The sequence below is a fragment of the Modestobacter sp. VKM Ac-2985 genome (assembly GCF_026967925.1).
Lineage (GTDB): Bacteria > Actinomycetota > Actinomycetes > Mycobacteriales > Geodermatophilaceae > Modestobacter.
The window spans coordinates 438,029-451,472 of sequence record NZ_JAPVBI010000003.1 but is presented as its reverse complement, the minus strand read 5'-3'; the positions used below and the strand labels follow the sequence as shown (position 1 = coordinate 451,472).

Annotated in this window: 9 protein-coding genes; 4 read left to right on the top strand and 5 right to left on the bottom strand. The window is 76.0% G+C overall.

The window, feature by feature from the left end; all coding sequences use genetic code 11:
* Nucleotides 1-92: 92 nt before the first annotated feature.
* The 5 genes from O2V61_RS18175 to O2V61_RS18155 all read right to left on the bottom strand — a co-directional run bounded on the left by O2V61_RS18175 (nt 93) and on the right by O2V61_RS18155 (nt 8,102).
* The gene (locus tag O2V61_RS18175) at nt 93-1,967 is read right to left on the bottom strand and encodes a hypothetical protein (protein WP_269184675.1); all 1,875 of its coding nucleotides are present in this window, start codon (nt 1,965-1,967) and stop codon (nt 93-95) included.
* Between the two features lie 16 nt (nt 1,968-1,983).
* On the bottom strand, nt 1,984-2,952 hold the full coding sequence (locus O2V61_RS18170) for an NAD-dependent epimerase/dehydratase family protein (RefSeq protein WP_269184674.1): 969 nt from the start codon (nt 2,950-2,952) through the stop codon (nt 1,984-1,986).
* Complete coding sequence (locus O2V61_RS18165; protein ID WP_269184673.1) at nt 2,949-5,510, bottom strand: alpha/beta fold hydrolase; 2,562 nt, start codon at nt 5,508-5,510, stop codon at nt 2,949-2,951. The genes O2V61_RS18170 and O2V61_RS18165 overlap by 4 nt, the downstream gene beginning before the upstream one ends.
* Entirely contained in the window at nt 5,507-6,532 is a 1,026-nt protein-coding gene (locus O2V61_RS18160; protein WP_269184672.1) for a 3-oxoacyl-ACP synthase III, read from the bottom strand. The genes O2V61_RS18165 and O2V61_RS18160 overlap by 4 nt, the downstream gene beginning before the upstream one ends.
* A gap of 139 nt (nt 6,533-6,671) precedes the next feature.
* Nucleotides 6,672-8,102, bottom strand: a complete 1,431-nt coding sequence (locus O2V61_RS18155) for a cytochrome P450 (RefSeq protein WP_269184671.1) — start codon at nt 8,100-8,102, stop codon at nt 6,672-6,674.
* Between the two features lie 95 nt (nt 8,103-8,197).
* Here O2V61_RS18155 and O2V61_RS18150 point away from each other — a divergent pair, with 95 nt between their 5' ends.
* The 4 genes from O2V61_RS18150 (at nt 8,198) to O2V61_RS18135 (ending at nt 13,406) form a co-directional block, all read left to right on the top strand.
* A complete protein-coding gene (locus O2V61_RS18150) occupies nt 8,198-8,707 on the top strand; it encodes a 2Fe-2S iron-sulfur cluster-binding protein (protein ID WP_269184670.1) in 510 nt (169 codons plus the stop codon).
* Nucleotides 8,704-9,723 (top strand): FAD binding domain-containing protein, encoded by a 1,020-nt coding sequence (locus O2V61_RS18145; RefSeq protein ID WP_269184669.1) that lies wholly within the window; start codon nt 8,704-8,706, stop codon nt 9,721-9,723. Before O2V61_RS18150 ends, O2V61_RS18145 begins: the two co-directional genes overlap by 4 nt.
* A complete protein-coding gene (locus O2V61_RS18140) occupies nt 9,720-11,807 on the top strand; it encodes a xanthine dehydrogenase family protein molybdopterin-binding subunit (RefSeq protein WP_269184668.1) in 2,088 nt (695 codons plus the stop codon). Before O2V61_RS18145 ends, O2V61_RS18140 begins: the two co-directional genes overlap by 4 nt.
* Before the next feature lie 144 nt (nt 11,808-11,951).
* Nucleotides 11,952-13,406 carry an MFS transporter gene (locus O2V61_RS18135; protein ID WP_269184667.1) on the top strand — a complete coding sequence of 485 codons (1,455 nt, stop codon included), beginning with the start codon at nt 11,952-11,954 and terminating at the stop codon, nt 13,404-13,406.
* Nucleotides 13,407-13,444: the final 38 nt, after the last annotated feature.

Below are 13,444 nucleotides of genomic sequence, written 5' to 3'. Positions count from 1 at the left end.
AAGTTATGTACGCGGTGTTTCCGTCGTCGTCGCGACGCGTTACGGAGCGGGAAGGTCGAACGCACACCGCCGTCGGTGCCGGCGTGAGCCGCTCAGCCCTGCGGCCCGGACCCGAAGTCGCCGAACGGCTCACCGGCCATCGGCGCCACCGGGACCTCCCTCAGCGGTTGGCCGGCGGCGTCCAGGGTCCGCACGTCCCGGGTCCCCTCCGGGAGGGGGACGACCGTGCCGCCCCCGGCCAGCGGCAGCCGGGCCAGCGTCCGGCCGGTGGCGCCGAGCACCTCGACGGCGGTCGCCTCCGGTGGCGCGGTGACGACCAGCCAGCTGCCGTCAGCGGACTGCTCGAGCCCCGGCAGGTCGACCGTGCACGTCCGGGCCACGGTCAGGGACGCCACCGGGGTGCTGCCGGCCGGGGTGACGGTGCCGCAGGCGAGAACCCCGCCGCCGCCCCCGGCCCAGGTGGTGACGACCAGCGCACCGCCGGGGCTGCGGCCGACGACGACGGCGACGGCGACGGTGCCCGGGCCCCGGCTCAGCGGCAGGGTGCCCGACCACAGCAGCTCCGGCTGCAGCCCGGCGGGCCCGACCCCCAGCGGCACCGCCAGCCCGACCAGCGCGGCGGCGACCACCCGCGCGTCGGGCTCCTGGAGGACCGGGCGCACCGGGACGAGCACCGGGAGCGGGGTGGTGCGACCGGGCCGGTCACCCGGCCAGTCGACGGCCGACCGGTGCACGAGCCGCCCCTCTCGGGTGACCCGGACGCTCAGCGCCGGACCGTCCTCGGTGGTGGTGGCCGGGACGACGGCCACGCCGTCGGTGGCGTCGACCGCCGTGTAGCTGCGGGCGACGGTTCCGCGGGGGCCGACCATCAGCCGGTCGGAGACCTCGATCGTGTCGCCCCGTCCGGCGACCACCACCAACGACGCCGGGCCCGGCCCGCCCAGCAGCAGGGTGACCGGCCGGCCGCGGGCCAGTCCCGGTGGCAGGTGCGGCACGAGCGCCTCTGCCGGGGCCCCGGCCGGCCCGATCAGCCAGGTGCCGCGGAAGTCCTCGTCGACCGTGCCGACGACCAGCGCCGCCCGCCCGGAGGGCGTGTCCCCGGCGAAGACGACGGTCCGGTCGGCAGCCGGCGGCGCCACCAGCCCACCCCAGTCGGCCTGCTGCACGGCGGCGAGGAACGCGGGGTCGTCGGCGAGGGAGCCGCGGGTCGGGCCGGTGAGCACGGGGGCGGCGCGGACCGACGGCCCGGCGTCCACGGCGGGGGTGGCCGGGGTCGCCGCCGCGGGGGGCTCCGCCGCCGGCCGGGTCAGCGCGCCGACGGCACCGAAGAGGACGACGGCGGCGACCGCCGCTGCGGCGAGCACCCGTCGCCGCCGCCCGGTCCGGCGGTGCCCGACGTCGGCGACGGCCTGCGCAGCGTCCAGCCGCCACCGGACCGGTGCCCCGGCCAGCCGGCCCAGCCCGTCGCGCAGCCGTTGGTCCTCCGTCGCCGGCTGCTCGCGCCGGAAGGGGTCCGGACGCGCGGCCGGCCGCAGCTGCGCGGCGCCCGCGGCGGCCGCCGCCTCGACCTCCGCCACCGGGCGGCCGAGCAGCGCGGCGGCCGCAGCCGCGTCCAGGCCCTCGGCGACGCGGAGCACCGTCGCGGCCCGGGTGCGCGGGGGGAGGTCGCGGAGCGCCCGGGCCAGCTCGTCGTCCACCGCCGACGCGAGCGGGTCGGGCAGCTGCTCGATGACCTGTTCGGCGCGCCGGCCCCGGCTGGTGGCGCCGGTGACCAGGGCCCGGCGGGCGGTGGTCAGCGGGTCACCCGTGGGCCAGCCGCGCCGGGTGCGGGTGAGCGCCCGCTGCACCAGCTCCTCGGCGGTGGCGCGGTCGCCGGTCAGCAGCAGCGCGGTGCGCAGCAGACCCGGACGGCGCTCGGCGACGAACCGCGCGAAGGCCGCGTCCTCGCCCACCCCGTCGCGCTGCACCGCCCGCATCCCCGGCTCAGGTCGCCGCGTAGGCCTGGGTGAGCCGGGCGAAGCCCTCGTCCAGCGACACCTGCGGGGTCCAGTGCAGCGCCTCGCGGGTCCGGCGCTGGTCGAACCAGTGCGCGGTCGCCAGCTGCTCGGCGAGGAACCGGGTGAGTGGGGGAGTGCTCCGCCGTTGCGTCGCCGTCCAGAACGCCTCGACCAGGCCCCCGGCGGCCCACGCCGCTCCGAAGGGCACCCGGCGCCGAGGCCCGGGCACCCCGGCGGCGCGGCACAACCGGTCGAGGACCTCGGCGACCGGCCGGGGCTCGCCGTTGGAGACCACCAGCGCCTCCCCGTGCACCGGCCCGCAGGCGTCGACCGCGGCCAGCAGCGCGTCGGCGGCGTTGTCCACGTAGGTGGTGTCGATCAGCGCTGCACCCGAGCCGATCACCGGCAGCCGCCCGGCCCGGGCCCGCTCGACGATCCGCTCGACCAGCTGGGTGTCCCCAGGCCCCCAGACCAGGTGCGGACGCACGACCAGGACGGCGAGGGCGGCGTCGTCCGCGGCCAGTGCCAGCTGCTCGGCGACGGCCTTGGAGCGGGAGTAGTGGCCGCGGGCCCGCGCCGGGTCGGCCGGTTGCGCGCCCACCCCGACCAGGGCCGAGCCGCCGTGCGCCACCGACGGCGAGGAGACGTGCACCAGCCGGCCCACCGCCGCCTGCCGGCAGGCGTCGACCACGGTGCGGGTGCCCTCGATGTTCGCCCGCGCGTACTCCGCCCACCGGCCGGTGACGTCGACCTTGGCGGCCAGGTGCACCACGGCGTCCTGCCCGGCCACCGCGCGGGCCACCACGGCCGGGTCGGCGACGTCCCCGCGCACCTCCCGGCAGGGCAGCCCGGCCGGCCGGCGCTGCAGCACGGTCACCTCCTCGCCACGGTCCAGCAGGCCCTGCACCATGGCCCGGCCGAGCATGCCGCTGGCCCCGGTGACCAGCACCCTCATCGGGTGCGCGCCCGCGCGCCGGCGAGCGTGCGGGTCGCCTGCCGGGCCACCTCCCGCCGGTCGATCTTCGACTGGTGCCGGATGTCGACCGGCAGCCGGCCGGTGACCAGGACGGCGGCGACCTCGGTCCCGGCCGCCGCGCGGACGGCCTCGGCCAGGGCGGGGTCGGCGAGCTCGAACCCGGCCCGGCGGCGCGCACCGTCGGCCGGGACGACGACGACCACCACGACCTGGGCGCCGGCCGGCCCCACACCGACCACGGCGGCGGAGGTCACCGTCTCCAGCAGCTCCACCCGCTGCTCGACGCCGACCGGCGTCACCACCCCGGCGGCGGTGGTGACCGCGTGCGGCAGCCGGCCCTCGATCCACAGCCGGCCCTCGGCGTCCAGGTGCCCGACGTCGCCGGTCCGGTGCCAGCCCGGGTCGCGGGACGCGGCGCGCTCGGTGGCCCACAGCGCGTCGTAGCGGTCCTTGACGTGGGCGGCCCGGACGGCGATCTCGCCGGTCGTGCCGACGGTGTCGGTGAGCTCGCCGTCGGCCGCCCCGGTGGCCGACAGGGGGCTGACCCGCACCTCGACGCCGGGCAGCGGACGGCCGACGCAGACCCCGTTCCCGGGCCCGGCGGCCTCGATCTCGGTCGCGCAGACGTCGGTGACCGGCAGCGCCTCGGTCATCCCGTACGGGGTGTGCGCGGCGGCCGCGGGCAGCACCTGACGCAGCGCCCGGAGCAGCGGCAGCGGCACCGGCGCCCCGGCCGACATGAGCAGGCGCACCCGGCCCAGCGCCGTCCGCTGCGGCCCGGTCAGCTCACCGGCGGTGGCGACGACCCGGCGCAGCGCGGCCGGTGAGGCGAAGACGACGGTGCCACCGATCGCGGCCGTGGCGTCGGCCAGCGCGGCGGCGGTGAGCGAGCCGGGCTCGGTCACGTCGACGTCGGGCACGGCCGAACCGATGCCCAGCGCGGGACCGAGCAGGGCGAACGGCGCGAAGGCGGCGACCAGCCGGTCGTCGGGGGAGAGCTCGTAGGTGGCACCGACCAGGTCCAGCTGGGCCTGCGCCTGGCGCCGGGTGTAGACGACGCCCTTGGCTGGCCCGGTCGCCCCGGAGGTGAAGAGGACAGCGCAGTCGGCGTCCCCCGCGGTCTCCGCCGGCGGCGGCGCGGTGCTGCCGACTCGCTCCAGCTCGTCGAGCGTGTGCGCGGCCCCCAGGGCGCGCGCCGCCCCGGCGGGCAGCCGGCCGGCGGCGATCCGGGTGCCGGGCAGGCGCATGGCCCGGGCGGCCGCCAGGCCGGGGGCGCCGCCGATGACCGCGTCGACCCCCGCGCTGCGCAGCGCGCGGCGCATGCCGCGCAGGCCCAGGCCCTTGTCGGCCACCACGATCACGCCACCGGCCCGCCAGACGGCGTAGACCGCGGCGGTGAGGTCGGCCGACGGCTCGACCAGCAGGGCGACCCGCTGGCCGGGGCGGATGCCGGCGCCGGCCAGCCCGGCGGCCAGGTGCTCGACCCGGCGGTGCAGCTGTGCCCAGCTGACCGTGCCGCCCCCGACCTCGACCACGGCGGGGGAGTCGTCGCCGGCCCGGGCGGCCAGCGCCGACCCCAGGTGCCGCTGCGGCGCGGCTGCTGCGCCCGGCCGGCCGGTGGTGGCGCGGCTGGTCGACAGGTCGGTGACCCACTGGGCGACCGCGTCGGCGTACTGCGGGGCGTCCTCGGGCACCAGGTGCGAGGCGCCCTCGTAGCGGTGCAGCTGGGCGTGGGGGAGCCGCTCGCGCAGGTCGGCCAGGTAGCGCTCGCCGAAGACCGGGTCGCGGGGGCCCCAGAGCAGCAGCGCCGGGACGTCGAGGGAGCGGATGCCCTCGGCGATCGCCTCCTGCGCGGCCCGGGAGGGGTGGCCGGGGGAGAACGGGATGTCGGCGACGAAGTCCCCGACGGACCGCCGGCGGGCCGCCGTCCGGTAGGGCGCGGCGAAGGCGTCCCGGACGTCGGCCGGCAGCTTCGGGGAGGACAACGCCGTCGTCGCCCGGACGAACAGCGGCGTGCCCACCGTGGCCACCGACCGGACCCCGGGGGCGTGCGCCAGCCGGATCAGCGCCGGGCCGAGGTCGCCCTCGGGCATGGCGACGGCGGTGTTGCCCAGGACGACGCCGCGCAGCTGCTCCTGGTGCGCCAGCGCCCAGCCCAGCGAGAGGACCCCGCCCCAGTCGTGCCCGACGGTGATCACCGGGCCGGTGACGCCCAGCGCGGCGGTCAGGTCACCGAGGTCGGCGACCCGCTGCGCCAGCGGCCGGGGCCCGGGGAGCCGCTCCGAGAAGCCCATGCCCAGGTGGTCGGGGGCGATCACCCGCCACCCGGGCGGGGCGGCGGCGACCAGCCGGCGCCAGAGGTAGGACCAGGTGGGGTTGCCGTGCACGCAGAGCAACGTGCCCACCGGGTCGGGGACGCCGTTGTCCAGCAGGTGCCACTCGTGCTTGGTGCCGGTGGCGTCGGCCACGGTGATCCGGCGGGACCAGGCGGGGTCGAGTCCGGGGAGGCCGGCGGGGAGGTCGGTCGGCACGCTCACCAGGCGATCTCGAGGCAGGAGGCGTTGAGGCCCGAGCCGATGCCCATCAGCAGGACCCGGTCGCCGTCGACCAGTTCGTGCTGCGCGCTGGCCAGGGTGTAGGGCACCGAGGCCGGCCCCAGGTTGCCGCGCGTCGGGAAGGTCTTCGGCACGCGGGACTCGTCGATGCCGAAGCGCTCGCACATCGCGGCGGTGTGCACCTTGGACACCTGGTGGATCACGTAGCGGTCCATGCCGCGCTGCCAGTCGAAGTCGGTGGCGGCCTCCTCCCACATGTCCATCGACAGGTCCAGGCCGGCCTCCAGCAGGCCCTTGAGGTCGGTGCGCATCATGTCGTTGTCACCGACGCACAGGTCGTGGTGCTCGGTGCCGGCCCGGCTGACCGAACCGACCAGCCGGTGTCCCTCCGGGTGCTGGTCGGACCGGCCGAGGACCATGGCGACGGCGCCGGAGCCCAGGGTCAGCGTCGCGAACTGGGCGATCACGTCCCGGGCGGTGGTGTCGGGCTGGTTGAGCCGGTCGATGGTGCGGTCCTGCACGGTCTGGGCGTCCTCGCCGTTGACGATCACGGCGTGCTCGATCATGCCGGAGTCGATCATCGCCGCGGCCAGCTCCATGCCGTTGACGAAGCCGAGGCAGGCGTTGGTGACGTCGAAGTTCTGCGCCGAGCGGGGGAGACCGAGGGCGTGGTGGACGGCGACGGCCGTCGAGGGCTCCAGGTGCCGGCGGCTGACCGAGGTGTTGATCATCAGGCCGATGCCGGCCGGGTCGACGCCGCTCTCGCTGATCGCCTTGGCGCCGGCCATGGCGGCGCCGTCGGTGAAGGTGACGCCGTCCTCCCACCACCGGCGCTCGTGGATGCCGGCCAGCCGTTCGAGCAGGCCGGGGCGCAGCCCGACCCGCTTGTAGGTGTCGGCGAGCCGCTCGTCGATGGCGTCGGAGGTGACGACCTGGGAGGCATCGGCCGTCTGCACCGTCAGGATGCTGGTGTTGCTGAAGCGGTGCGTGGCGTTTCCACTCATGGGCGGGGTCCAGTCCTCGAGAAGGGCCGACTCTTCCATGTGTGTCGCCGGCGTTCCGTTGGGCACTACCCGACGAGGACATCGGTATGCCGTCCGGCGTTCACCCGCGGCACAGCTCACACAGCGTCCCAGGGCGTGCTCAGAAGCGGACGGGCAGCTCGTCCAGGCCGTAGACGAAGGAGAGCTCGCGGAAGGACAGCTCCTGCTGCGGCACGGCCAGCGCCAGGTCGGGGAAGCGGCGGAGCAGCGCCGGCAGCACGACCCGCAGCTCCATCCGGGCCAGCTCGGCACCGATGCAGCGGTGGATGCCGTGGCCGAACGCCAGGTGGCCGGAGGTCGGCTGCCGGCGGGGGTCGAAGACCTCCGGCTCGGCCCCGGCCGACCGCGGGTCACGGTTCGCGCCGCTGAGCGAGGCCAGCACGACGTCCCCGGCCTCCAGAGGGACGCCGAACAGGTCCAGGTCGTGCTTGGCGAACCGGGGGAACGCCATCTGCACCACCGACAGGTGGCGCAGCAGCTCCTCGACCACCCGGTCGACGTCGGCCCGGGAGCCGTCGCGCACCAGCGCGGCGTGCGCCGGGTCCCGCAGCAGCACCATCGTGCTGAGCGAGATCATCCCGGCGGTGGTCTCGTAGCCGCCGGTGAAGACGCCGTCGGCCAGCCCGGCGAGGTCGACGTCGGAGATCCGGTCGCCCTCGTCCCGGATGATCTGGCCGATCAGCCCGGGGCCGGGCTCCACGCGCTGCCGGGCGACGGCGTCGAAGAGGAACTCGCGCTGTGCCGAGACGGCGCCGAAGGCAGCCGCGGCGCCCGCCGTGGCGTCGAAGCGCTGGACGCCGAGCCGGGCGAAGGCGTCCCGGTCCTCCAGCTCCAGGCCGAGCAGCGCGCAGATGGTCTGGAACGGCACCGGGAAGGAGACCAGCCTCGCCAGGTCCGCCGGGGACCCGGCGGCGGCCAGCGCGTCGAGCCGCTGCGCCACGATCGTGGAGATCATCGGCTCGAGCCGGGCCAGCCGGCGCATCGTGAACTCCGGCGTGATGATCTTGCGCAGTCGGGTGTGCAGCGGCGGGTCGGTGAAGCCCAGGCCGCCGACCTCGTCGGCGCTGCTCGGGCCGGCGCCCGGCAGCAGGTGCCGGATGTCGTTGCTCCAGCTGTCCCGGTCGGCCAGCACCGCCCGGACCTGCTCGGTGCCGGTGACCAGGTACACGGAGAAGGCGAACGGCAGTCTCAGCCGGTGCACGGGGTCGGTCTCCCGCAGCTGGGCCAGCCGGGGGACGGGGTCGATGCCGTGCCGCTGGAGTGGCACCTTGGTCCGCTCGGGGATGAAGGTCAGGCTGGAGAGGTCGATGCCCCGCTTCTGGATGCGGCGCGCCAGCAGCTTGCCGGTCCAGGCCCGGGCCCGGGCGCGCACCCCGGCACCACCCCACGCGCCGACGGGCTGCCGTGGGCTGGGGACGGGGTACCTGGACAGGGCTGCGGTGCGGGGTGCGGGGTCGGTGACCCCTCCCGCTGGCTCGTGGTCGATGTCGTCTTCGTACTGCAGGACGCCGTTGGTGATCAAGGCCGCCACGCGCCGTCGGTGCAGCGTTCACCTGGCGGTCCCCACCGCCCGGCGCGCGGGCAGGTGGGTTTGCCGGGCCGGGACGGCCGGGCACCAGCGGCTCCATGGACGCCGAGATCACCCTGCGGGTCGACGGTGAGGCGCACCGCCTCACCGTCGACACCCGCACCTCCCTGCTGGACGCGCTGCGCGAGCGGCTGGGGAACACCAGCCCGAAGAAGGGCTGCGACCACGGGCAGTGCGGCGCCTGCACCGTGCTGCTGGACGGCGATCGCGCGCTGACCTGCCTCGCCCTGGCGGTGGCGCACGACGGGGCGGAGATCACCACGGCCGACGGGCTGGCCCCGGCCGGGGAGCTGCACCCCGTGCAGCAGGCGTTCCTGGACTCCGACGCGTTCCAGTGCGGCTACTGCACCCCGGGGCAGGTCTGCTCGGCGGTCGGGGTGCTCGAGGAGTTCGAGCGCGGCTGGCCCAGCCACGTCACCGAGGACCTCACCGGGCGGCCGGAGATGAGCCACGACGAGGTGGCCGAGCGGATGAGCGGCAACCTCTGCCGCTGCGCCGCCTACGTGAACATCACCCCCGCGGTGCAGCAGGCCGGCGGTGCCCGGTGAAGCCGTTCGCCTACGCCCGGCCCGGGGACGTCGTCGAGGCCGTGCGGGACGTGGTCGCCGAGCCGAACGCGGTCTTCCTGGCCGGGGGCACCAACCTGGTCGACCACCTCCGGCTCGGTGTGGCCCGGCCCGACCTGGTGGTCGACGTCCGCACGCTGACCTCCCGGGAGGTGACCGGCCTCCCGGACGGTGGGCTGCGGCTGGGGGCGGCCACGACCAACAGCCAGGTCGCCGCCGACCCGCGCGTCCGGGAGCGGTACCCCGTGCTGGCCCAGGCGCTGCTGGCCGGGGCGACCGGGCAGCTGCGCAACATGGCGACCACCGGCGGCAACCCGCTCCAGCGCACCCGCTGCGTGTACTTCTCCGACGTGACCACCCCGTGCAACAAGCGGGAGCCGGGCAGCGGGTGCAGCGCGGTCGGGGGCTACACCCGCTACCACGCCGTCCTCGGGACGCCGGCCGCGCTGCCGGACCCGCATGCGCCCGAGACCTGCATCGCCACCCACCCCTCCGACATGGCGGTGGCGCTGGCCGCCCTCGACGCGCAGGTGCAGGTGCTCGGCCCGGACGGTGAGCGCACCATCCCCTTCACCGAGCTGCACCGGCTGCCCGGCGACGACCCGTCCCGGGACACCGTGCTCCAGCACGGCGAGCTGATCACCGCCATCGACCTGCCCGTGCTGCCGGCCGGCACCCGGTCGGCCTACCGCAAGGTCCGCGACCGGGCCTCCTACGCCTTCGCGCTGGTCTCGGTGGCCGCCGTCGTCACCCCGGACGGCGAGCTGCGGCTGGCCCTGGGCGGGGTCGCCCACAAGCCGTGGCGGGCCACCCGGGCCGAGGAGGTGCTCCGCGGCCAGCAGCTCACCGAGGACGCCGTCCGGGCCGCGATCACCGCCGAGCTGGCGGCCGCCCAGCCGCAGCCGGGGATCGACAGCGGCAACGGCTTCAAGATCCCGCTCGTGGCCCGCACGGTGCTCGCCACCGTGCGCGGCCTCCTCCCGGAGGAGCAGTCATGACCGACCTGCTGGAGCCGCGCGCCATCGGTGCGGACCTGGTGCGCCGGGACGGCGAGCTCAAGGTCCGCGGCACCGCCACCTACGCCTACGAGACCCCCGTCGAGCACCCGGCGTACGCCCATCCGGTGCAGGCCACGATCGCCCGGGGCCGGGTCACCGCGATGGACACCGCCGCGGCCGAGGCGCTGGACGGGGTGCTGGCCGTGCTCACCCCGTTCAACGCCGAACGGCTCGCCGCCACGGACGACGCCGAGTACGCCGTCCTCCAGGGGCAGGACGTCGGCTTCCGCGGGCAGCTGATCGGGGTGGTGGTCGCCGAGACCTCCGAGCTGGCCCGGGAGGTGGCCGACGGCATCACGGTCCGCTACGAGGAGCTGCCGCACGACGCGGAGCTGTCCGCCGACCGCCCGGACCTGTACGCCCCGGAGCAGGTGAACGCCGGGCACGAGACGGACACCGCCGAGGGCGACGTCGCCGCGGCCATGGCCGCCGCCGAGGTCACCCTGGAGCGCACGTACTCCACGGCGATGTACCACAACAACCCGCTCGAGCCGCACGCCACGACGGCGCTGTGGGAGTCGGCCGGCGACGGGTTCCTGACCCTGTGGGACTCCACCCAGGGCGTGCACCCCGACCGGGCCGCGGTGTGCCAGGTGTTCGGGCTGGAGCAGGAGCAGGTGCGGGTGATCTGCCCCTACGTCGGCGGCGGGTTCGGCTCGAAGGGGCTGCCGCACGCGAACGTGATGCTCACCGCGCTGGCCGCCCGGGCGCTGCCCGGCCGGCCGGTGAAGCTGGCGCTCACCCGCCAGCAGATGTTCTTCCTGGCCGGCTACCGCACCCCGACGATCCAGCGGATGCAGCTGGCCGCCGACTCCCGCGGCCGGCTGTCCGCGATCGCCATCGACGTGGTCGAGCAGACCTCGAAGGTCAAGGAGTTCGCCGAGCAGACCGGCGTGCCCACCCGGATGATGTACGCCTCGCCGAACCGGCGGTCCACCCACCGGCTCGCCGCCCTGGACGTGCCGATCCCGTCGTGGATGCGCGCGCCGGGGGAGTGCCCGGGCATGTTCGGCCCCGAGGTGGCGATGGACGAGCTGGCCGAGGAACTCGGCATCGACCCGATCGAGCTGCGGGTCCGCAACGAACCGGACGTCGACCCGGAGACGGGGAAGCCGTGGTCCAGCCGCAACCTGGTGCGGTGCCTGCGCGAGGGTGCGGAGCGGTTCGGCTGGTCCGGCCCGCGGGCGCACCGGGACGGTGACTGGCTGGTCGGCACCGGCGTCGCCTCCTCGGTCTACCCGACGATGCGGCAGGCCACCTCGACCGCGAACGTGCGGTTCGAGGACGGCCGGTACGTCGCCGAGATCGGTGCCGCGGACCTCGGCACCGGCGCCTGGACGATCCTGCCGCAGATCACCGCCGACGCCCTGGGCGTCGACGTCGCCGACGTCGACGTCCGGATCGGCGACACCCGCTACCCGGTCGCCTCGGTGGCCGGCGGCTCCTCCGGCACCAACACCTGGGGTTCCGCGCTCGTCGTCGCCGCCCGCGAGTTCCGGACGAAGTTCGGCGCCGATCCGCGGGACGGCGACGAGGCCAGCGGGGACGTCGACCAGGCCGGGCAGGACGACACCCACTCCCCGTACGCCTTCGGGGCCCAGTTCGTCGAGGCCCGGGTCAACGCCGACACCGGGGAGATCCGGGTGCCGCGGCTGCTCGGCGTCTTCGGTGTCGGCCGGGTGATCAACCCGCGGACGGCCCGCTCGCAGCTGATCGGCGGGATGACCATGGGGCTGTCGATGGCGCTGCACGAGAACAGCGCCTGGGACCCGCGGCTGGCGCAGGTGGCCAACCACGACCTGGCCGAGTACCACATCACGGTCAACGCCGACGTCGGTGCGATCGAGGCGCACTGGATCGACGAGCACGACCCGTACGTGAACGCCATGGGCAGCAAGGGGATCGGCGAGATCGGCATCGTGGGCACCGCGGCGGCGGTGGTCAACGCCGTCCACGCCGCCACCGGCGTGCGCGTCCGGCACCTGCCGGTCACCCTGGACAAGCTGCTGACCGCCCTGCCGTGACCGATCCCGCGGGTCGGCGACGCTGCGGCAGGACAGCGGCCGCCGACCCCACCGTCCCGGGAGGACCTCCTGCCTGCTCAACCCGCGCCCACCGAGCCTGATGCTCCCGAGGGCGCCGATCCGCGGCGGTGGCACGCCCTCTGGGTGACGCTCGTCGTGGGCTTCATGACGCTGCTGGACGTCAGCATCGTCTCGGTCGCCCTGCCGTCCCTGCGGTCGGACCTGGGTGCCACGCCGGCGACGGTGCAGTGGGTGGTCTCCGGCTACGCGCTGGCCTTCGGCCTGGCGTTGGTGCCGGCCGGGCGGCTCGGTGACGCCTACGGCCGCCGCCGGATGTTCCTCATCGGCCTGGTCGCCTTCGTGCTGTGCAGCGCGGCCGCGGGTGCGGCGCCGTCGATCGAGCTGCTCGTCGCGGCCCGGCTCGCCCAGGGTCTCGCGGCCGGCTGCCTGGCCCCGCAGAACTCCGCGCTGATCCAGCAGCTCTTCCGGGGCGCCGAGCGGGGCCGGGCGTTCGGCTTCTTCGGGGCGACCGTCGGGATCTCCACCGCCGTCGGGCCGGTGCTGGGCGGGGTGATCCTGGCGCTCGCGTCCGGCCCGGGCGGCTGGCGGTGGATCTTCTACGTCAACGTGCCCATCGGCGTGCTGGCGTTCGTGCTGGCCGTCCGGCTCATCCCGGGTCGCCCGCCGGGGGAGGAACACGGCCGGATCGACGTCCCGGGGATGCTGCTGCTCGGTGGCGGGGCGTTCGCGCTGCTGCTGCCGCTGGTGCAGGCGGAGTCCGGCGGCCTGTCGCGGCTGTGGTGGTGCTTCCCGGTCGGGGTCGCGCTGCTCGTCGCGTTCGTCGGCTGGGAACAGCGCGTCGTCCGGGCCGGCAAGGACCCGGTCTTCGACCCGCGGCTGGTCACCGCCACCCGCGGCTACGGGCCCGGGGTGGCGCTGGGCACGGTGTACTTCCTGGGGTTCAGCGGCATCTGGCTGACCTTCGCGCTGTACTTCCAGACCGGGCTGGGCTGGTCGCCGCTGCAGTCCGGGCTGGCCGTCACGCCGTTCGCGGTGGGGTCGGCGACCGCGGCGGTCGTCGCCGGCCGGCTGGTCGAGCGGTTCGGCCGGGCGCTGACCGTCGCCGGCCTCAGCGGCGTCGTCCTCGGGCTGTCCGCCACGGCGATCGTGATCGCCACCGTGCCGGCGGGGGCCACCGGCTGGGCGATCGTCCCGACCCTGCTGCTGGCCGGCATCGGCGGTGGCTTCGTCATCTCGCCGAACATCACGCTCGCGCTGCGGAACGTGCCGGTGGCGATGGCCGGCTCGGCCGGTGGCGCCCTGCAGACCTTCCAGCGGTTCGGCGGCGCGATCGGCACCGCGGCGCTGCCGGCGCTGTACTACCTCGTGCTCGGCGCCACGGACCAGCAGTACCCGCTGGCCGCCGCGGCGGCGCTGTCCGTCGCCGTGGTCTCCTCGCTCGCGGCCCTGGTCATCGGGGCGTTCGACTGGCGGCACGACCGCCGGATCGATCGCGCCCAGGCCGAGGACCAGGACGAGCGCTCCGAGCACGACCCGGATCACCGGCACACCCACGACCACGCGGCCCGGATGGGCTGAGCGGCCGTTGGGTGCGCCACGTCACACCCGGCAGTCGA